This is a genomic window from Enterobacter pseudoroggenkampii (assembly GCF_026420145.1).
In the GTDB taxonomy this organism is placed as follows: domain Bacteria; phylum Pseudomonadota; class Gammaproteobacteria; order Enterobacterales; family Enterobacteriaceae; genus Enterobacter; species Enterobacter pseudoroggenkampii.
The window spans coordinates 2,562,904-2,584,150 of sequence record NZ_JAPMLV010000001.1 but is presented as its reverse complement, the minus strand read 5'-3'; the positions used below and the strand labels follow the sequence as shown (position 1 = coordinate 2,584,150).

The window sequence follows — 21,247 nt, the reverse complement described above, 5'->3', positions numbered from 1 at the left end:
TTCAGTAAGAATTGCAAGAGCACTAAAATAAGTAAAATAACCATAGTGTGAATTAATCACACAATAAAAAGGCGGCCGATAAAGCCGCCTTTTTTTATTTCAACCACTTACTCAGGACGTTCCTTCAGCGGGAAGCGGCGACGCACCAGCACAAAGAACAGCGGAACGAAGTAAATGGCCAGAATGGTGGCCGAAATCATGCCGCCCATCACCCCGGTCCCGACCGCATGCTGGCTGCTGGAGCCCGCGCCCGTGCTGGTTGCCATTGGCAGAACACCAAAGACAAACGCCAGCGACGTCATCAGGATCGGACGCAGGCGCTGACGGCAGGCGTGCAGCGTAGCGGCCATCAGCTCGTGGCCTTTGGCATTCATCTCGTTGGCAAACTCAACGATCAGAATGGCGTTTTTCGCCGACAGCCCAATAACGGTGAGCAGGCCCACCTGGAAGTAGACATCGTTCTCCAGGCCGCGCATCCAGGTCGCCAGCAGCGCACCGACAACCCCAAGGGGTACCACCAGCATGACCGAGAACGGGACCGACCAGCTCTCATACAGTGCGGCAAGGCAGAGGAAGACCACCAGCAGAGAGAGCGCGTAAAGCGCAGGGGCCTGCGCCCCGGAGAGACGCTCCTGGTAAGACATGGCCGTCCACTCGAGACCAAAACCGGCGGGCAACTGCTGCACCAGTTTTTCCATGGTGTCCATGGCGGTACCGGTACTGACGCCCGGCGCGGCTTCCCCGACGATTTCAACCGCAGAATAGCCGTTATAGCGCTCCAGGCGCGGCGAGCCGCTCTCCCAGTGCGAATTAGCAAAGGCGGAGAATGGCACCATGCCGCCAGCGTTATTCCTGACAAACCAGCGGTTTATATCGTCCGGGAGCATGCGGAACGGCGCGGCGGACTGGACATACACTTTTTTCACGCGGCCGCGGTCCATAAAGTCATTCACATAGCTCGAGCCCCACGCCGTCTGCAGGGTGTCATTGATATCGTTGATCGAGACGCCCAGCGCCTGTGCCTTACGCTGATCGATATCCACCTGGAGCTGTGGACTATCATCAAGACCGTTATGGCGAACGCGGGTCAGGCCCGGATCGTTGCCCGCCAGCGCTAGCAGCTTATCGCGTGCCGCCATCAGCGCCGTGTGGCCCGCCCCTGCGTGATCCTGCAGCTCCATATCGAAACCGGCAGAACTGCCCAGCCCGCTTATCGCCGGCGGACTGCTGGCAAAGACGCGCGCCTCTTTGATGTGCGCAAAGGCTTTAGTCGCACGTTCAATGATGGCAAATGACGTTCCCGTTCTGGTATCGCGCTCGTCCCAGTCCTTCAGACGGACGAACATGCGGGCGACGTTCTGACCGTTCCCGCCCGGACCGGAGCCGACGGTGGAGAAGACCGACACCACGTTATCTTTCTCTTTGGTGAAGAAGTACTGTTCTACTTTCTGGACCACTTTCAGCGTCTGCTGCTGCGTTGCGCCGCTCGGAAGCTGCACCGAGGTGGTGAACATCCCCCGGTCTTCCATCGGCAGGAACGAGGTGGGCAGGTGCAGGAACAGCCAGACCATGCCGCCCAGCAGCACAACGTAAATCATCATCCAGCGCAGGCTGCGATGCAGTACGCGACCGACGGCAGATTCATACCGCGCGGCGTTGCGGTTGAACATCCGGTTAAACCAGCCGAAGAAGCCTTTCTGACCGTGATGCTCCCCTTTGTGCAGCGGTTTCAGAATGGTGGCGCACAGCGCGGGGGTGAGGATCAGCGCCACCAGCACGGAGAGCACCATCGCCGAGACAATGGTTATCGAGAACTGACGGTAAATCGCCCCGGTAGTGCCGCCAAAGAAGGCCATCGGGATAAAGACGGCCGACAGCACCATCGCAATCCCGACTAACGCCCCCTGAATTTGCCCCATGGATTTGCGCGTCGCCTGGCGCGGAGTGAGTCCTTCTTCGCTCATGATGCGCTCGACGTTTTCAACCACCACGATGGCATCATCCACCAGAAGGCCAATCGCCAGCACCATGGCAAACATCGTCAGGGTATTAATGCTGTACCCGAACGCGTACAGCACCGCAAAGGTCCCCAGCAGCACCACCGGGACGGCAATGGTGGGGATCAGCGTCGCGCGGAAGTTTTGCAGGAACAGGTACATGACCAGGAACACCAGCGCGATGGCTTCCAGCAGGGTCTTCACCACGTCCTCAATCGACGCTTTAACGAAGGAGGTGGTTTCATAGGCGACTTTATACTCCAGCCCGTGCGGGAAATACTGCGACAGCTCGTCCAGACGATCTAACACCAGTTTCGCCGTCGCCATTTCGTTCGCGCCGGAGGCCAGTTTAATCCCCAGGCCGGAGGCCTGATTGCCGTTAAAGCGGCTCAGGTAGTCGTATTTCTCCGCCCCCATTTCCACCGTGGCGACATCGCCCAGACGCACTTCCGACCCGTCCTGATTCACGCGCAGGGTGATATTGCGGAACTGGTCCGGCGTCTGCAGCAGGGATTGCGAATTAATGGTGGCGTTCAGGGCTTGCTTATCAACGGAAGGCGTTCCCCCCAGTTGCCCCACTGCAATCTGGGCGTTCTGGGCTTTAATGGCATCCGTCACGTCGGTTGCCGTCATCTGGTAGCTGTTCAGCTTGTTGGGATCGAGCCAGATACGCATGGAGTATTGTGAGCCGTAGGCGTCGATATCCCCGACGCCGTTAATCCGGCTGATAGGATCCTGAATATTACTGGCGACGTAGTCCGCGATGTCCTGTTTATCCATCGAGCCATCTGTCGAGACAAACGCGATGGTCAATATGTTGGTATCGCCAGTTTTACGCACGGTCACGCCCTGGTTCTGCACCGCCTGGGGCAGCTTGCGCATGGCCGACTGCAGCTGGTTTTGGACCTGCTGTACCGCTTCGTCCGGATCGGTACCCGCCTTAAAGCTCAGGGTCACCGTCGCCTGACCCGTGGCGCTACTTTGCGAGGACATGTACATCAGGTTATCCAGACCCGTCATGTTCTGCTCGATAACCTGCGTCACGGTATTTTCCAGCGTTTGTGCCGACGCGCCGGGATAGTTGGCGGTGACGCGCACGTTCGGCGGTGCCAGGTCGGGGTATTGCTCAACGGGAAGTGAAGTAATCGCCAGGACACCTGTCAGACACAACAGGATGGCAAGCACCCAGGCAAAAATGGGGCGATCGATGAAGAAATTCGCCATGAAAGTGTGACCTCGTTTTGCTGCACGTCATTATTGTTTATTGCCCGCATAACTTTAGCGGTAAGGGCCAGGTCAAACGTGGAGAAATAAAGGAGATAATGTAAATTATCATGCGCTTTTCCCTGCGCTTGCCCCTTTACCGTTATTTACCTGTTAACGGTGTGGGCACCGGGAACGTCACGCTGACCAGCGTGCCGCCGTTTTGCGGCTGTGAAAAGTGTAGTGTTCCCCCAAGCCGTTGCGCGCGTTCACGCATAATGTTCAGCCCGTAGTGTCCCGGCGGCTCGCTGGCCTCGCCAATTCCGATCCCGTTGTCACGAATGCTGACGCAGTGCGTACCGTTCGCTGCCGTCACGCAGTTCACCGCGATTTCGCTGGCCTGCGCGTGCTTAATGGCGTTCAGCACGGCCTCACGCACGATCTGTAAAAGATGCACCTGCTTTTGCGCGTCCAGCGCCAGCGAGGAGAGGCGACAGTCGAGATGCAGCTTAGCCTGCGTCTGGCTCTGCAGGACGTCGAGGGACTCCTGTAGCGCCGCGGGTAAATTCGCGTGGTTCAGCGTCAGGCGGAAGGTAGTGAGCAGTTCGCGCAGCTGCTGCCAGGCGTTGTTCAGCTCGCGGGAGAAGTCGGAGATGATGGTCTGCGCCGGAGTATTTTCCTCCGGCACGGCGCGTTTGAGCAGCGCAAGCTGAATGCGCAGATACGACAGCACCTGCGCCAGCGAATCGTGCAGCTCGCGGGCGATGGTGGCGCGCTCTTCCATCAGCAGCAGCTGCTGGTAATGTTTTTGCGCCTGGTTAAAGTACAGCCCGCGCCCGAGCATGGTCGCCACGCTTCGCATCAGCGGAAGGGGGACGCTGTCCGTTTCGCTTTGCCAGCGCAGCTCGCCGTAAAGGGTGTCCTGCATCAGTACCGGCAGGTTTTGTAGAGGGATCCCCCTGGACTCCTTCCCTTCACACAGCCGCCAGTCGTCGCTGGTGCGCAGCTCCAGATAATTCATCTGCGTATAGTCATGGACAATCTGCAGGATATGCCGGAAACAGTGGCTGTCTATCTGGCCGGTATTCAGCGCCTGCGAGCACTTGAACAGCATGTCGAGCTGCTGGTGGGCTTCGTGCAGGTGCCGCGTTTTTTCCGCGACCGAAGCCTCAAGCGAACGGTAGAGCGTATCTAATTCGGCGGACATGTGGTTGAAGGCGCGGGAGAGCTGGCCCAGCTCATTCGGCAGGGCGGAATCCGGCGCCGGGGTTGCAAATTCCCCGCGCTCAACCCGTTCGCTGGCCGCCACCAGATTGTTAAGCGGCAGCACCACCTGGCGACGGATGCGTCGCAGGGTAAACAGCGTCAGCAGCAGGATCCCGAGAGCGCCTGCCAGGGAAAGCAGGGTCACCGTCTGAATTTTATGTTCGGTGTAGTGCTGAAGGGCGAGGACAAAGGCATCAATGCGGCCGACAAAATCTTCAATATTGTGTTGATACCACGCGCTGTCGCCGCGGGCGATGTGAGCATCCATCTCCTGCCAGGCCACGTGCAGCTGCTGGTAGCGTGCTTTAACATTGTCCGGAACGTACCAGCGGTTCAGCTTCTGCAGCGCAGGCGCGCCGAGCGTCTGTTGCCAGCTCTCGCGATGTGCAGCAAGGGAAGGGCTGTTGCGCTGCATCTCGTAGCCCAGACGATAGCTCTGCATGCGCAGCGAGCCGGCGATATTAATGGCTTCGGCATCACGCTGGCTGCTGGCCAGCGTCAGCAGCGCGACGGTGCTGGTCAGCACGGATAAGACAATGATCGAAAAGAAAGCCCAGGCAAGGCTTCCGGAAACGGGTCGTTTAACGGTCACAGAACGGCTCTCTGAATAAAATTGATCTGCCACAGGTTCACTGGAAATAATTGGGCATTCCGGGCATTTGAACATTGCCCGATCGCGCCGTGATGCGTAAATACCATACTCTTATAAAGAGAAAGGTTATTGAACCAAAAACAGGTGTGGTTATGAATCGTTTTATTATGGCTAACAGCCAGCAGTGCATCGGGTGTCGCGCCTGCGAAGTGGCCTGCGTGATGGCGCACAACGATGAGCAGCATGTCCTGAGCGAGCGCCATTTTCATCCCCGTATTACGGTCCTGAGATCCGGTGAGAAGAGCAGCCCCGTGACCTGTCATCATTGTGAAAATGCACCCTGCGCGCAAAGCTGCCCGAACGGTGCCATCAGCAAATGCGATGACAGCGTACAGGTGAATCAACAAAAATGCATCGGCTGTAAGGCCTGCGTGGTGGCCTGCCCGTTTGGCACGATGGAGATTATCGTCACCCCGCTCGACAACGGCAGCGTGAAGGCCTCGGCGAATAAATGCGATCTCTGTCTGACGCGGCCACACGGCCCGGCCTGTATCGAAAATTGCCCGGCAGATGTCCTCTCACTGGCGACGCCTGCTGTCCTTGATCATCTGGCGAAATCGCGCCGACAGCGCACGGCCTGCCTGGAGGCGCGGCCCTGGCATGCGGAGGCCGTCGGAGAAGATGCTCCGCGCACCAAACTGCAGCAGATGCAGGGGACGGCGCCACGCGGCGAGCCCGATAAACTGGCTGCCGCAGAGCGCGTAAGCCATTTTAACGAAATTTACCTGCCGTTCCGGGACGGGCAGGCCGCCCGCGAGGCGTCGCGCTGCCTGAAATGCGGAGAGCACAGCATTTGCGAATGGACCTGCCCGCTGCATAACCACATCCCACAGTGGATTGAGCGCCTCAACGCGGGGGATATCGCCGGCGCGGTCGAGCTTTCTCATCAGACCAACTGTTTACCTGAAATTACCGGCCGCGTCTGCCCGCAGGACCGATTATGCGAAGGGGCCTGCGCAATACGTGAAGAGGCGGGATCCGTGACCATCGGTAACATCGAGCGCTATATCTCCGATCGGGCGCTGGCGATGGGCTGGCGGCCGGATATGTCCGCCGTCACGCCGACAGATAAACGTGTCGCGATTGTCGGCGCGGGGCCTGCCGGGCTGGCGTGCGCCGACGTGCTGGCGCGTCGCGGCGTGAGCGTGACGGTCTATGACCGGCATCCGGAAATCGGTGGATTGCTGACCTTTGGCATCCCGGCATTCAAGCTGGACAAATCGCTGCTCGCGCGGCGCAGAGAGATATTTACTGCGATGGGGATCCGCTTCGAGCTGAACTGCGAGGTGGGCCAGGACGTGTCGATGTCGCAGTTAAAGCACGATTACGACGCCCTGTTTATTGGCGTGGGAACCTATCGTTCGATGAAGGCGGGTATCCCGCATGAAGACGCGCCAGGGGTCTATGACGCGCTGCCTTTCCTGGTGGGCAACACGCGGCATGTTATGGGGCTGGAGGCGACGGCCAGCGAACCGTTCATCGACACCCATGGCTTAAACGTGGTGGTGCTTGGCGGGGGCGATACCGCCATGGACTGCGTCCGCACCGCGTTACGCCACGGTGCGGCGAAGGTGACCTGCGCCTATCGTCGGGATGAGGCCAACATGCCGGGCTCGAAGAAAGAGGTGAAGAACGCCAGAGAAGAGGGCGCGGCGTTTGAATTTAACGTCCAGCCGGTTGAGCTGACGCTGGATCCGAACGGTAGAGTCAACGGTATCCGGATGCTGCGTACCGAACTCGGAGAGCCGGATGCGCAGGGACGGCGGCGACCGGTTCCCGTGGCGGGCAGTGAGTTCGTGATGGCCGCGGATGCAGTCATCATGGCGTTTGGTTTTAACCCGCACGCGATGCCGTGGCTGCAGGCGCAGGGTGTCGAAACGGATGACTGGGGGCGGATCGTAGCCTCCGTCGAGAGCCGTTACCGTTACCAGACGACTAACCCGCAGATCTTCGCCGGGGGCGATGCGGTACGCGGCGCGGATCTGGTGGTGACCGCCATGGCGGAAGGGCGTCATGCGGCGCAAGGGATACTCGACTGGCTTGGGGTTAACGCGCCAAAACATCATTAAACCGGCGGGCGACAAAGCGGGATTCACGGCGTAGTATAGGACGACTCATTGTGTCGTGGAGCCAGTATGACCCTGAAAATTGACGTTATCAAAGACAAAATTCTCTCTGAAAACTACTTTGTCCTGCGTAACATCACCTATGATCTTACACGTAACAACGGTGAAGTGATCCGCCACAAACGCGAGGTCTACGACCGTGGCAATGGAGCAACTATTCTGCTCTATAACCGTGAAAAGCGGAGCGTGGTGCTGATCCGCCAGTTCAGGGTGGCGACATGGGTCAATGGCAACCCTGACGGACGTCTGATTGAAACCTGCGCGGGCCTGCTCGATGATGATGAACCGGAAGTCTGCATCCGCAAAGAGGCCGTTGAAGAAACCGGCTTCGAAGTGGGCGAGGTCAAAAAGGTCTTCGAGCTGTTTATGTCGCCCGGCGGCGTGACGGAAATCGTCCATTTCTTCATCGCGGAATACAGCGACGCGCAGCGCACTCACCGGGGCGGTGGCGTCGAGGATGAAGATATCGAAGTGCTGGAGCTTCCTTTTGCCCGAGCGCTGGAGATGGTGCGAACAGGAGAAATCAGGGACGGTAAGGCGGTGATATTACTGCAGTATTTACAGACTACCGGGCTGATGAATACCCCTTTCGAACGGATATAGCCTGTTTTTCGGGTATATCTGATAAATCCGATTGAGCAACCCCGGCGGGAACACGAAGATACTGCCCAGTTATGCGTTTTCGTTCCGGGATTGTGTCATTCATGCGCTACAGCGTCTTTTTATTTTCCCTGTTTTGGGTGCTCCTCGCGCCGCAGGTGCGGGCTGCACCCGCGCAGCAAGCCTTTTCTGACTGGCAGGTGACCTGCAATAACCAGAACTTTTGCCTTGCCCGCAACACGGGCGAACATCGTGGTCTGGTCATGACGCTCACCCGAAGCGCCGGGGCGAAAACGGATGCCACGCTGCGTATCGATCTCGGCGGTCTTGATACTCCCTCCGTTAAAGAGCCTGAGATTGCTCCCCGCCTGCTGCTGGATAACATTCCTCTGAAGCTCGACAAACAGCGCTGGCAGCTCACGCCCTGGCATCTGAAAACGGACGATGCGGCCACCATCACCGCCTTTCTGAAAAACATCCAGGAAGGGAAGTCCCTGACCCTGCGCGGCGGTAAGCAGGTCATTTCACTGAGCGGTCTGAAAGCCGCGCTGCTGTTCATTGATGCGCAGCAAAAGCGCGTCGGCAGCGAAACCGCGTGGATCAAGAAAGGTGACGATCCGCCGTTAAGCGTTCCGCCCGCACCCGCCTTAAAAAAGGTGGCGGTTGTCAATCCGACCCCGACGCCACTCTCCCACGCCGAACTGAACGACCTGCTGGACTATGGTACCGGACGGATGAACAGCAGCCAGTGTTCGCTGGATCCTAACCGCCGGGAAGTGCGCGTCACCGCGTTAACCGATGACAAAGCGCTGCTGATCGTCAGCTGCGAGGCGGGGGCCTATAACACGGTCGATCTGGCGTGGCTGGTATCACGTGAAAAACCGTTCACCGCCCGCAGCGTCAGGCTGCGTCTGCCGTTTACGCCGTCAAGCGACGGCAGTGAGATGGAGTTGATGAACGCCAGCTTCGATGAGAAGACGCGCGAGCTGACAACGCTCGCGCTGGGACGCGGTATGGGCGATTGTGGGATCCAGACGCGCTGGCGTTTTGACGGCCAGCGTTTCCGCCTGGTGCGCTACGCCGAGGAGCCCAGCTGCGACAACTGGAATGGGCCAGATGCCTGGCCCACGCTGTGGATTACGCGGTAGCTTTTCTGCCGGGTGGCGGCTTCGCCTTACCCGGCCTACAAAAGCCCGAACCGTAGGCCGGGTAAGCGCCAGCGCCACCCGGCAAAGCAGACCGCACCCTCGTTACTGTTTACGGAAAAAGTCGTTATACAGCATGTAAAGATGCGCCGCGCTCCAGGAGAAGTTAGGTGCGCCCTGCTGCGCACCGGTCAGCGGGTTGTAGTTTTCCTGAATCGGGCCGTCGGACGTTAACCCCTTCGCGTGCTTAAAGAAGTTTTCTGCCAGCGTTTGAGCCTGCTCCCGGTAGCCATAGCGTTCCATCCCTTTCAGCCCAAACCAGAACTGGTCGACCCACACCCGGCCACGCCAGTAGATATCCGGACCAAAGGCCGGGTTGGTTAGCGCTGCAGTCCCGAGCGGCACATACGTGTTGAACTCTTTCGGATCCAGCATCACCTTCACCACGGCATCCGCATGCGCCTGTGTTGCCGCACCGTTAAACAGCGGCGACCAGCCTTCCGGTCCTTTACCGCGCGCGACGATAGGGGTGCCTGCGCAGCCGTTCGCCAGCGGTTTATCCTCGATACGGATGTCATAGTAAAAACCGCTCTTCGCGTCGAACATACAGGTATTGATGTAGGTCGCGAGCTTATCCGCCAGCTGGCGGTAGCGGCTGGCCTCCTGCTCTTTACCCAGCAGGCTCGCCATCTGCGCCAGATAGTGATTGTCGCTGTACATGTAGCTCGCCTGGTCGACGGACTCCTGCAGCAGCGAATAGCCCAGCAGCTTGCCCTCATTATCGCGATTTTCAGCAAACTTCACCGTCCAGTCGCTGCGCTTGCCGCCGTTTTCGACGTAGTTATCCAGCTGGGCTTTATCGATAAAACCGAATACGGCGGCGTCATCGCGGCCTGATTCCCACGAGGCCGCAACCTGCGCCGGGATCTCCAGACTGTCGTAATGGCCCTTGTCGATCACCCGGGCATAGTTGTTCAGGCCGGAAAGCGATTCCTCTTTATCACCTTTTTTGACCGTAAAGAGCATCTCCCCGCTGGCGGTGTTATGGGCTTTGTCACGCGTCGCGCCGTACTCCGGCACGCCGTTGCCGTTATGGTCGCGGTTGCGCAGCCACCAGTCGTGGTAGGCCACCAGTTTAGGGTACATTTCTGCCAGCCAGGCTTTATCCTGCGTGGTGTTATATACCTCCATCACCGACCACGCTGCCAGGCTCGGTTTAGTATTGCGCTCATTCCAGTTGCCGCCGTCGCCGCCGCGTTCCGGGCTCAGGTTCCAGGCGATGAGATCCGGCACAAAGCCGGCATCCTGCGGGCGTACCGGATCGTCGGGTTTGATTTGCCAGGAGAAGACCGCGCGAATGTTCTCTTTGGCGATATCCGGATTGAAATGCGACATGGCAAACGCCTGTTTCCAGGTATCCCAGGGCCAGGTCTGGTTGCCGGAGAACCACCGTCCGGTGACGGATGGCGTCACCGTGTTATAGCGTACCGCGCCGCCCGGCGAGCGCCAGTTGCCGTTCAGCGTCTCGATGGCCTTCACCGCCACGCGGGTTTGCTCTGGCGTGGCGTTAGGGTTAGTTAACCCTTTCTGCAAATAGCCCTCCCAGCGCTGCTCCGAGGCCGTCATATAAGCGGCCGGGCGCGCCAGAATATCGCGGATCTGCACCTGCTCGCGCTTCACCTCATCGGCATTCAGCAGATGGGAGTAGGTGGTATACAGCGTGGTGCTGCCGGTAATGTGTGCCCGGCTGGTAAAGCGATGCCCGTCGACGGTGGTCTCGACGGGGAGGGATTTATGCACCTGATATTCGGAACTGCCGGAGGTCAGAAGATCCCAGGTGGAGCGCACTTTGCCAAAGGTCACTTTCAGGCCGTCACGGGTGGGGACCAGCCTGCGCTGGTAATCCGGATACGCGCTGTCGATGGTCTTATCCGACAGCGGTTTGCCCTCTTTGGCCTCCAGCTTCTCCAGCAGTTCGCCGTCCCACACCAGTTCCAGCGGTGCCTTGCTGGTGATGCGGGTCTCCAGCAGCGAGGTGCGCGCGGTGGCAAAGCGCAGCGTCATCACGATCTGCACATCTTTCGCGCTCAGCTTTTGCACCAGCGCGCCGGGAAGGCTGTAAGCCTCAAGGGTAAAATCGATTTTTTTGCCGTTCTGATACACATTCAGGCGATCGAAATTGGTCGCCATAAAGTTGATGTACTCTTCGGTGAGCAGCGCTACGCCGGGAAATCCTCCCTGGGTCTGCGGCCCGTTCGGCAGCAAATGACCATGCCAGGCACCCAGATCGAAAAAGGGATTAAACCGCTGGTGGTCGTCAGCGTCGAAATCGTGCATGTATTCCGGCGCACCGGTACGGTTGATGACGTTTTTAAAATCAGCAGGAGCGGTGGCGTGAGCCGAAAAGCTGAGCGCCAGCGCGCAGGCCAGCGGTGTAAGGCTGAGTTTCATATTGGAAGATCCTTTTACCAGTAGACGTATTGCATCAGGAAGACCTGGTCGCTCGGGTCGCCGGAGGCATTTTGCATATAGAAACGGCTGTCGGCTGCGGTGGCAAAGCGTCCACCGCCGTACTCATACCAGATGCCGAACTGCATAAATGAGGTCGTTTCATCGGCGGCATTGTCCGGGCGATGCTTTGCGTAGCTGTAAGCGGTGGAGAGATAGACGCCTTTTAACGCTTCAACCATGGCGCTGACCATATAGCCGGTTTCAGTCCCGGAGACGTCCTTGCCGCTGGCGCGTCCGGTGTGATGCCAGGCGCGCGCTGCCAGGTTGGGCGACAGAATGCCGGTCAGAAACAGTTGTCCCGTGCCGTCGGTGACCTCAAGTCCGTTCATCCAGGTGACATCTTTGACGATGTCATACTGGATATAGCCGTTCGCCATCGCCGGATAGGTATACTTATCGTCATAGCGATCGTATTTACCAAAATGCAGCCAGGCTTTGCTCTCGTCATGGTGCCCCGCAGGCGTGGCGGTGACGCTGTAGCGCAGGTTCCCGGAGCGGTTTTGTACCTTGAGCGCGTACATAATGTCGCGAGTGTTGGGGATCACGTAGCCCAGATCGGGCGTGAAATCTCCCCACCACTGCAGGTCATCAAGGGAGGAGTCCTGACGCAGGCTGAGCATGATCTCGGTGTTGCCGTCGGTTTTGTAGCCGCCGTAAAAGCGGTTAAGCCCACCTTCGAATCCGCCCCAGCTGTGGTCGGGCACCCAGGCGTTCCCCTGATGGTCAGCCTGTACGGTCCAGCCCTCGCCGTAAATCAGGCCGAACCAGTGCCCGTATTTCATTTCCAGACCACTCTCAATGTAGGTGCCGTCACTGTATTTATGTTTATTCTGACCTTCTAAATCCATATATCCGCCAACCCCCAGCTCGCCATAAAAACGAAACGACGGAGAGGTAATTTCCGGGGTTCGGGTATCGTCATGTTCAGCGGGTCGGGCTTCTTCTGCGGCAAATGCCGGGCAGCAGAAAGAGAGGGCAGCGAGTGCCCCAATTGTTTTCTCTTTAATTTTCATGCACTCATCCCAGTGAAAAAATATCCATGTCTTCAGCGTTAGTGAAGATTTGAGGCAGGTGACGCTTCTGTTTGTTGTTGTTCTTTTGATAATCCCTTGACGTATTTGCTGTATTTCCACCAGGCAAATCCGAGGAATAACACAATGCCCCCGACGTTATAGAAAATAATCGTCAGAATATTGGCACCGGTGGGGAAAGTTGAGGCCACAAAGCCGATGGCAAAAATCACAATCAGCATCGACACCACTACCATGCCCGTGGTGCGTGAGCCCATTTTGAAGTCGCGCGGGAGATGATCGAGCTTACGGCGCAGGTTCAGGTAGGCCAGCATAATGAACAGCGGCGGTAACATTGACGCGGCGGCGGTCATATTAATGACGGTATTCATCAGCTCCTGCGCGGTATTCGACCCCATAGTTGGGATAATCATGAGCGGAATGACGATCAGATACTGGATCCACGCCGCCCGCGCCGGTACGCCGTTCTCGTTCAGCGCCACGGTTTTTGGCCCAAAGATGCCGCTCGGGATTTCAGAAAAGAAGATTTTGACCGGGGTTGCCGTCCACATCAGCAGGGAGCCGAACATCGCGGTAAAGGAGACCAGGCCGACGAAGCGGTTCATCAGCACTTCCGGCAGGCCAAACCATACCGCCAGGCCGTGGAACACCTGTACCGAACCACCGGTGAATTTCAGCTCTTTGCTGCTGATAAAGACGTTAATCAGCACCGAGGAGATGGAGTAGAGCACGCCGATGAAAATCCCCGCCAGAATGATCACCCTGACAAAGGATTTTGAGCCGCCCTTCACGTCGTTAACGTATACCGCAACGGACTCTGCGCCCCCGGCGGCCATAAATATCCAGGTGGTGATGCCGAGGAAGGCCCAGTTGAAGTTGGGGATCATCGCGTCAACGGTAATCGGGTCGGCTGGCTGCACGCCGCCCACCAGCGCCGCGCCGGCCAGAAGAATATAGGAGAGGGTCAACAGCAGCATGAGCGTTGAGGTCACCGACGTGATCGGCCCCAGCATCTTCGCCCCGTTGGTGGACACCCAGGTCGAGAAGGCGAACAGCACCATGCTCAGTACCGTGGTGGCAAACGGCGTAAGAATGTACTCATAGCCCAAAAAGGCGTAAGAGGCGTAGGCGATGACGCGCGGTAATAACGAGGTGAAGAAAAACAGGTTCACGAACCAGTAGGTGTAGGCGGTAATAAACGCCCAGCGCCCGCCCAGCGAGCTTTTCACCCAGGCGTACACGCCCGCTTCGGAGTTTTTATTCAGGGAGACAAACTCCGCGATGATTAAGCAGAAAGGAATAAAGTAGAACAGGGTGGCTAAAAAGAACATCGGCGCGGAGGCCAGCCCCAGCTCGATGTTGTTATTAATCACGTTGTTAAAACTGAATACGGCGGCAAACGTCAGCGACAGCAGGCCGAATTTGCCGATGGTATTACGCTTGGTAGTTTCAGACATAACCTATCTCCGGGTACGAGGAGGATAGCGGTGCTTCATTGGCACCGCTGGATTTTTTATTTGTTATGGAAATAACCGTCTTCGATGGTCACATAGAGGACGACTTTTTTGGCTGGCGTTTCGCTGATAAAGCGATACGCCTCGTGGTTTTCACATATCACGATCTGTCCCTCCCGCACCTGTTCGGTATGGCCCACGCCTTTCAGGTATTCGCGGTCGGTTTCATCCCGGTAGCACTCCACAAGCTGAAGGGCGTCTTTTGCGGCGTACTCAATTTTCTGCGCGCCCTGCAGGTAGTAATGCACCTCGAAATAGCGGCGATGGCCGACGAACAGCGCGTCGGTGCTGGCATCATTGGTCACGCGGTAGGCCAGAGAGTCGCCAATCGAGTGGGCAACGCCGGGCTGGATGTGGTCGATGTTATTAATGGCCTCTGTGCAGCGCTGCCATTTGCGGCCCGTGCGATAACGCTGCTGGAACTGTTCCAGGCTGTCGAGAACGATCATTTTTCTGCCTCGCTGTGCGAATTCATGGAGAAGAAACCGCTGCCGAACCGATGGCGCGCCAGTGCCTGCGCGGCGGTGTGTCCGCCTTCCAGCGGGAGCAGGGTGAAGCCGTAGCGGAACGGCCTGAACCAGACGCGCCAGGTATCCAGCACTTCGCTTCCCCAGGAGTTAGAGCCTAAGCCCAGTACCTGATGGTCGAGATTGAGGGTGATGTCCTCGCTGCGACGCAGTTCGTTGCAGTGCTGCGCGGCGTGGATGTTCTCTGCCGTGTAGTGCCAGGCGCTGAAATGGATGGGCTGCTCAGGCATCACCAGCAGGCCGCTGCCGTGACGGCTGGCGAGCGTTGCCCAGCGCACCTGCTGACGGTTGCCGTTGTTCTGCGGGAACGGGTAGTTTTCGAACATTTCGTCCACCGTGGTGTGCCACAGGTCTATGGTGCTGGCCTGCTGGCTGTCCGGGTAGTTCTCACCGGGTCCGCGTCCGTAGTAGCTCACCTGGTCGAATTCACCGTTGATGCCGAGGGTAAATCCGATGCACGGGATAATGTGCGGATAATCACCGTAGCGTTCACCGCTCAGCTCAACGTTAATTTGCCCGTCGGCGGCAATGCGCCAGCGATAGGTGCAGCGCATACCAAAATCAAACACCGGCGGGGCAATCAGCGTGCGGGTGGTAATGACGATCGCATCGTCCTGCTGCTCGACCTCAAAACCGCGCAGGTGCTCCTGCATAATCTGCAGATGGTTGGGTTGCCACAGCCCCTCATACTCCTGCTTGTGGTTATCGATCATCGGTTTGAAAAAGTTAATCTTCGGTTCACGGGTGATGTTTTCCTCACCGTTAACCAGCCAGGAGCAGAGTTTCCCCGTCACTTTTGAGAAGCGTGCGCGGAAGTTATGCCCGATCACGGTACAGTTCAGACGGTCTTCTGCCAGCCGCAGCGGTGTGGCGTTGGCGTTACTAAACGGCGTGACGTGAGCCGTGCACGCTTTTAGCGGGAACTGATACACCGCAATCTCGTGCCCCGCTTCGCTGTAGCGCGTGCGGCTGTTTTTGCTGATGCGCACGGTCAGGAACGTTTCGCGCTCGTCGAGTTCGGGCAGGTTCAGGCTCACGCTGCGGGTGCTGTTGGGGGCCAGCCCGGTAATTGTCAGCGGCTGGCTGTGCAGGGTTTCACCTTCGGCACGCACCTCAACGAGCAGGGTGTAATCGTCCAGGCTGGTGAACCAGAAGCGGTTTTCAACGTGCAGCTCGCCGTTCTGCCAGCGCAGTTTGACCGGGGCAATCACCTGCTTATATTCGCGCAGCCCCGGACCCGGCGTTTGATCGGAGTAGATCAGCCCGTCGAGGCAGAAGTTGTAGTTATTCGGATAGTCACCAAAGTCGCCGCCGTAGGCGTAATACGTATTGCCGCTGGCATCTGCCGCCTGAATACCGTGGTCGCACCACTCCCAGACGTAGTGGCCCTGAATGCAGTCGTGGCGATCGAAGACGTTTTGATACTCGCTCAGACCGCCGGGGCCGTTGCCCATCGCGTGGGCGTATTCGCAGATAACGCGCGGTTTGGCGTGGGGATACTCGCCGAACAGGTTCATCAGCGGCACGCGGGTGTACATGGTGGAGATGATATCCACCACCTCGGCGTCGCGATCTTCTTCGTAATGCAGCAGGCGCGTGTCGTCCAGCGCCTTTGCAGCCCGGGCCATGGCGCGAATATTGCAGCCGTAGCCGGACTCGTTTCCAAGCGACCAGATGATGATGGAAGGGTGGTTTTTCTGGGCGTGAATATGGCGCTTGATGCGCTCAACGTAGACATGTTCCCACACCGGATCGTCCGTGATGCGGCTCAGGTCGCCGACGTTGGCAAAGCCGTGGGATTCCACATCCGTCTCCGCCATGACGAACAGGCCGTAGAGGTCGCACAGCTCGTAGAAGCGCGGATCGTTGGGGTAGTGGGCGGTGCGCACTGAATTGATGTTGTGCTGCTTCATCAGGATCAGGTCGCGCTCGACGCGATCCATGCCCACGGCGCGGCCCTTCTGGTGATCGTTGTCGTGACGGTTTACGCCGTGCAGCTTCAGGTAGCGGTTGTTCACGTAGAACAGGCCGTCTCGCACCTTGATGTCGCGGAACCCAATGCGCTGAGGGATAACCTCCAGCGTCTGTCCGTGTTCATCTTTGAGCGTTACGACCAGATGGTAGAGGTAGGGCGATTCCGCAGACCACTGCTGAGGCTGTTTGACCTCAATGCTAAAGGCGGTTTCCGCGCTGCGGGTCACGGTCAGGCTGTCGGTAGTGCCCTGATGGATCGCTGCTTCGCCATCATACAGGGCATACTCCAGCGACACGGCGGATGCGTGCGGGGCCAGGTTTTCCAGCTCAAGCTGACAGAAAAGGGTGGCGTCTTTCCATGCCTCGTCAAAGGTGGTTTTGATCGTGACGTCGCGCACGTGAGTGGGATTTTTGCCGATCAGATAGACGTCGCGGAAAATGCCGGCCGTCCACCACATGTCCTGATCCTCAATGTAGGTCGAATCCGCCCACTGCAGCACCCGCACGCACAGCAGGTTTTGCCCACCGTGCACTGCGTGGCTGATATCAAACTCGGCGGTCAGCCGGCTGCCCTTGCTAAAGCCAATGTAGTGACCATTCACGTAGACTTCGAAATAGGTTTCGACGCCGTCAAACTTGATGAGGGTCTGCTTCCCCTGCCAGCCGTCCGATAGCGTGAAGTGGCGCTGATACGCCCCGGTCGGATTGTCTGTAGGCACCCACGGCACGTCGACCGGGAAGGGGAAGCCTTCGTCGGTGTACTGCAGCTGGCCGTGACCTTCCATCTGCCACATGGCGGGTACGGTAATGTCGCCCCAGTCGGCCATATACTCAGAGGTAAAGTTTTCCGGCACCAGAAGGGGGTGGGTGAAAAAGCGAAAGTTCCACTTACCGCTCAGAGACAGAAAGCGGCTGCTGGCCTCGCGGGCAAAGGTGCGAGCCTGCGCGACGGTGTCGTAAGAGAAGAAGTATGCACGCGGCGCAAGCCGGTTCTCATGCGTGAGTTGAATATTTTCCCAGCGATTCATGCGATCTCCCTGTAGGGGGTAAACATCATTGCTGGAGATTTTAGTAAATATTTTACTAAATAAAATCAGTAAAATTGATTTGCTTTAACTCGATCACGAAATAAAAAAATGCCGGGCATGCCCGGCAGTGTGTTAAACGAGGGGAATTAGCGGGTGGTGCCGCGCAGTTTCAGCACGCTCGGCACGAAAACCTGAAGCGGCAGCGTCCGGCCGTCGCGGGATTTTTCCAGCAGTAGATTAACCCCCTGGCTGCCCATCATTTCCGAGTGGATGCGTACGGTAGAGAGCGGCGGGAAGGTGAAGCGGGCGGTTGGGATATCGTTCACGCTAATGAGCGAAATGTCCTCCGGGATCGCCAGCCCTTTTTCATGGATAGCGCGCAAGACGCCGATGGCTATCGAATCAGAGGCCACAAACAGGGCGGTAGGCCAGCTTGTCTGAGCCAGCATAGTTTTTGCCAGTTCGTATCCGGATGAGCTGGAAAAACCGCCGCGCCAGATATCCTGTTCTGACACCACCCCTTTCAGGCGACCATACTCGACAAAAGCGGCTTCGCGGATATCGGCTTTGCCGGGCTCATCTTCCCCGCCGATAAAGCCAATGCGCTTAACGCCCTGATCAATGAAGAAATCAACGATCTGCTTGCTGATGCGCGAGAGGTCAATGTCGACGGAATCGAACGCGCTGCCGGGCTCGTGAAAATCGATAAAGCAGACGTTGTCCGTCAGGGCCATTGCGCTACGGCGAGTTGCTGAAGAAGGTTTGCCCACAATCAGTACGCCGGTAAGTTTTTTACTCTCTGGCAGGGTGGCATTGGCGTAACAGTTGCTCAGCTCGACGCCCAGCTTTTCACACTGTGTCTCAATACCGTGGCGGATGGCAAGGTAGTAAGGGTCGTTAATCTCCAGCTCTTGCTGGTAGCTGTAGAGCGCCAGAATGTGCTGCTGACCCACCGCGGCAGACTGCATTTTGCGGGACGTTGTGCTTTTGTATTCCAGCTTTTCCGCAATCTCCAGAATGCGGTGCTTGGTCTCTTCTTTTACGTTCAACGTTGGGTCATCGTTTAAAACCCGGGATACCGTCGCCAGCGAAACGCCAGCCTCCGTCGCGATGTCTTTGAGCGTAGCCATGTTTGTCCTTATTCCCCCACGTGATGACCCATTGTAAAGGATGAATCAGGACATGCATCCGTTTTTACTAAATATCCTGCCCATTGCTTCCGGCAAATAGCGTGCTAGTATTTAGTAAAACTTTACCAAGGAGAGAGTATGGACACGATAGCTTACGATGACTTTGCAAAGCTGGAGATCCGCGTGGGGACGATTGTGGACGTTAAGCGCCACGCCAACGCAGACAAACTCTATATCGCGCAGATTGATGTGGGCGGAAAAACGCTGCAAACCGTCACCAGCCTGGTGCCGTATTACCGGGAAGAAGAGCTTATGGGAAAAACGGTGGTGGTGCTGTGTAATCTGGCGAAAGCGAAGATGCGCGGCGAAACGTCTGAATGCATGCTGCTCTGCGCGGAAACCGATGACGCCAGTGAAAGCGTGTTGTTAACGCCGGAGCGGGCGATGGCGGCGGGTGTCCGGGTGGTATAAAAAAAGGGTGGCAATGCCACCCGATTTTCCAGGCCGGGTAAGCGACAGCGCCACCCGGCAACGCAGACCGCACTACAGCACGCTCAGCGCCTTCTCCACCACGTTCTCAACGGTAAAGCCGAAGTACGGGAACAGCTTATCGGCAGGGGCGGACTCACCGTAGCCCCGCATGCCCACAATCGCCCCTTTGAGCCCGACATACTTGTACCAGTAGTCGGCGATACCGGCCTCCACCGCCACGCGCGCCGCGACGTTAGAGGGCAGCACCGACTCCCGGTACGCCTCGTCCTGAGCGTCAAAAATATCCGTAGAAGGCAGGGATACCACGCGCACCGCGTGGCCTTCGGCGGTCAGTTTTTCCGCCGCTTTCACCGTGATTTCCACCTCGGAACCGGTCGCAATCAGGATCACGTCCGGCTTGCCGCCGCTGTCCTTCAGAATGTAGCCGCCGCGGGCGATGTTTTTCACCTGTTCCGGCGTGCGTTCAATCTGCGCCAGATTCTGGCGGGACAGAATTAATGCCGTTGGGCCGTTATGGCGTTCTACCGCCAGCTTCCAGCCCACTGCCGCTTCGACCTGATCGCACGGACGCCAGGTGCTGAAGTTTGGCGTCAGGCGCAGGCTAGCCAGCTGTTCAACCGCCTGGTGGGTGGGGCCGTCTTCTCCCAGACCGATGGAGTCGTGGGTATAGACCATAATCTGCCGCGCCTTCATCAGCGCCGCCATGCGCGCCGCGTTACGGGCGTACTCGACGAACATCAGGAAGGTGGCGGTGTACGGCACAAACCCACCGTGATGGGCGATGCCGTTGGCAATGGCGGTCATCCCGAACTCGCGCACGCCGTAGTGGATATAGTTCCCGGCAATGTCCTCTTTCAGCGATTTCGAGCCGGACCAGATCGTCAGGTTGCTTGGCGCCAGGTCCGCCGAGCCGCCGAGCAGTTCGGGCAGAATAGGGCCGATTGCGTTCAGGGTATTTTGCGACGCCTTACGGGTGGCGATTTTCGCCGGGTTGGACTGCAGGTTTTCAATCAGCGCCTGGGTTTTATCGTCCCAGTCTTCCGGCAGACCGCCGCTCATGCGGCGGGAGAACTCGGCGGCCAGCTCCGGGTGCGCTTTTTTATAAGCGGCAAACTTCTCGTTCCAGGCGTGCTGGGCTTTCTCTCCGTCTTCACGGGCATCCCAGGCTCTGTAGATCTCTTTTGGGATCTCAAACGGCGGGTATTTCCAGCCCAGCTTCTGCCGGGTCAGCGCCACTTCCTCCTCGCCCAGCGCCGCACCGTGCGCCTCCTCTTTGCCCGCCTTGTTCGGCGAGCCGAAGCCGATGACCGTGCGGCAGATAATCAGGGACGGTTTGTCCTTCACGCTCTGCGCTTCCTGAATCGCTTTTTTCACCGCCTCAGGGTCGTGACCGTCAATCTCATGCACCACGTGCCAGTGGTAGGCCTCGAAGCGTTTTGCCGTGTCGTCGGTAAACCAGCCCTCGGTCTCCCCGTCGATGGAGATGCCGTTGTGATCGTAGAACCCGATCAGCTTGCCGAGCCCCAGCGTGCCCGCCAGGGAGCAGACCTCGTGGGATATCCCCTCCATCAGGCAGCCGTCACCCATAAACACGTAGGTGTAGTGATCGACAATCTCGTGGTCCGGCTGGTTAAACTGTGCCGCCAGCGTACGCTCGGCAATCGCCAGCCCGACCGCATTGGCCAGCCCCTGACCGAGCGGCCCGGTGGTGGTCTCCACGCCCGGCGTATAGCCAATCTCCGGGTGCCCAGGGGTTTTGGAGTGCAGCTGACGGAAGTTTTTCAGCTCCTCAAGCGGCAGATCGTAGCCGGAAAGGTGCAGCAGGCTGTAGAGCAGCATTGAGGCGTGACCGTTGGAGAGAATAAAGCGGTCGCGATCGTACCAGGTGGGGTCATTCGGGTTGTGCTTCAGGAAGTCGTTCCACAGCACTTCGGCAATATCGGCCATGCCCATCGGTGCGCCGGGGTGGCCGGAATTGGCTTTCTGCACGGCATCCATGCTGAGGGCGCGGATGGCATTGGCGAGCTCTTTACGGGACATAGTTCACTCCG

General features: G+C 58.0%; 13 protein-coding genes. 4 read left to right on the top strand and 9 right to left on the bottom strand.

The annotated features are described in order from the left end of the window. Window positions 1–107: 107 nt before the first annotated feature. The gene (acrD, locus tag OTG14_RS12585; RefSeq protein ID WP_267215146.1) at window positions 108–3,221 is read right to left on the bottom strand and encodes a multidrug efflux RND transporter permease AcrD; all 3,114 of its coding nucleotides are present in this window, start codon (window positions 3,219–3,221) and stop codon (window positions 108–110) included. A gap of 142 nt (window positions 3,222–3,363) precedes the next feature. Next, entirely contained in the window at window positions 3,364–5,058 is a 1,695-nt protein-coding gene (gene narQ / locus OTG14_RS12580) for a nitrate/nitrite two-component system sensor histidine kinase NarQ (protein ID WP_267215145.1), read from the bottom strand. A 152-nt stretch (window positions 5,059–5,210) separates the two neighbouring features. Here narQ and aegA point away from each other — a divergent pair, with 152 nt between their 5' ends. From aegA to OTG14_RS12565, 3 genes are all read left to right on the top strand, one after another. After that, window positions 5,211–7,187 (top strand): formate-dependent uric acid utilization protein AegA, encoded by a 1,977-nt coding sequence (aegA, locus tag OTG14_RS12575; RefSeq protein ID WP_048989331.1) that lies wholly within the window; start codon window positions 5,211–5,213, stop codon window positions 7,185–7,187. Between the two features lie 66 nt (window positions 7,188–7,253). Continuing rightward, window positions 7,254–7,847 carry a GDP-mannose pyrophosphatase NudK gene (gene nudK / locus OTG14_RS12570; protein WP_032646762.1) on the top strand — a complete coding sequence of 198 codons (594 nt, stop codon included), beginning with the start codon at window positions 7,254–7,256 and terminating at the stop codon, window positions 7,845–7,847. A gap of 101 nt (window positions 7,848–7,948) precedes the next feature. Beyond that, entirely contained in the window at window positions 7,949–8,992 is a 1,044-nt protein-coding gene (locus OTG14_RS12565; RefSeq protein ID WP_048989367.1) for a DUF1176 domain-containing protein, read from the top strand. Window positions 8,993–9,094: 102 nt separating this feature from the next. Here OTG14_RS12565 and ygjK read toward each other — a convergent pair whose 3' ends face one another. The 6 genes from ygjK to ebgR form a co-directional block, all read right to left on the bottom strand. Continuing rightward, window positions 9,095–11,440, bottom strand: a complete 2,346-nt coding sequence (gene ygjK / locus OTG14_RS12560; protein WP_267215144.1) for an alpha-glucosidase — start codon at window positions 11,438–11,440, stop codon at window positions 9,095–9,097. Window positions 11,441–11,454: 14 nt separating this feature from the next. After that, complete coding sequence (gene ygjJ / locus OTG14_RS12555) at window positions 11,455–12,513, bottom strand: protein YgjJ (protein ID WP_048989336.1); 1,059 nt, start codon at window positions 12,511–12,513, stop codon at window positions 11,455–11,457. Window positions 12,514–12,551: 38 nt separating this feature from the next. After that, window positions 12,552–13,988, bottom strand: a complete 1,437-nt coding sequence (locus tag OTG14_RS12550; RefSeq protein ID WP_024907579.1) for an amino acid permease — start codon at window positions 13,986–13,988, stop codon at window positions 12,552–12,554. A 56-nt stretch (window positions 13,989–14,044) separates the two neighbouring features. Next, entirely contained in the window at window positions 14,045–14,494 is a 450-nt protein-coding gene (locus OTG14_RS12545; protein ID WP_024907580.1) for a beta-galactosidase subunit beta, read from the bottom strand. After that, on the bottom strand, window positions 14,491–17,574 hold the full coding sequence (gene ebgA, locus OTG14_RS12540; protein WP_267215143.1) for a beta-galactosidase subunit alpha: 3,084 nt from the start codon (window positions 17,572–17,574) through the stop codon (window positions 14,491–14,493). The genes OTG14_RS12545 and ebgA overlap by 4 nt, the downstream gene beginning before the upstream one ends. Window positions 17,575–17,720: 146 nt before the next feature. Continuing rightward, window positions 17,721–18,704 carry a transcriptional regulator EbgR gene (ebgR, locus tag OTG14_RS12535; protein WP_267215142.1) on the bottom strand — a complete coding sequence of 328 codons (984 nt, stop codon included), beginning with the start codon at window positions 18,702–18,704 and terminating at the stop codon, window positions 17,721–17,723. A 138-nt stretch (window positions 18,705–18,842) separates the two neighbouring features. On the opposite strand from ebgR, the gene OTG14_RS12530 reads away from it, so the two are divergent. Next, window positions 18,843–19,175 (top strand): tRNA-binding protein, encoded by a 333-nt coding sequence (locus tag OTG14_RS12530; protein WP_024907583.1) that lies wholly within the window; start codon window positions 18,843–18,845, stop codon window positions 19,173–19,175. 72 nt (window positions 19,176–19,247) lie between these two features. Here OTG14_RS12530 and tkt read toward each other — a convergent pair whose 3' ends face one another. Continuing rightward, window positions 19,248–21,236: a transketolase gene (gene tkt, locus OTG14_RS12525; protein WP_032646746.1), complete on the bottom strand. Its 1,989-nt coding sequence runs from the start codon at window positions 21,234–21,236 to the stop codon at window positions 19,248–19,250. Window positions 21,237–21,247: the final 11 nt, after the last annotated feature.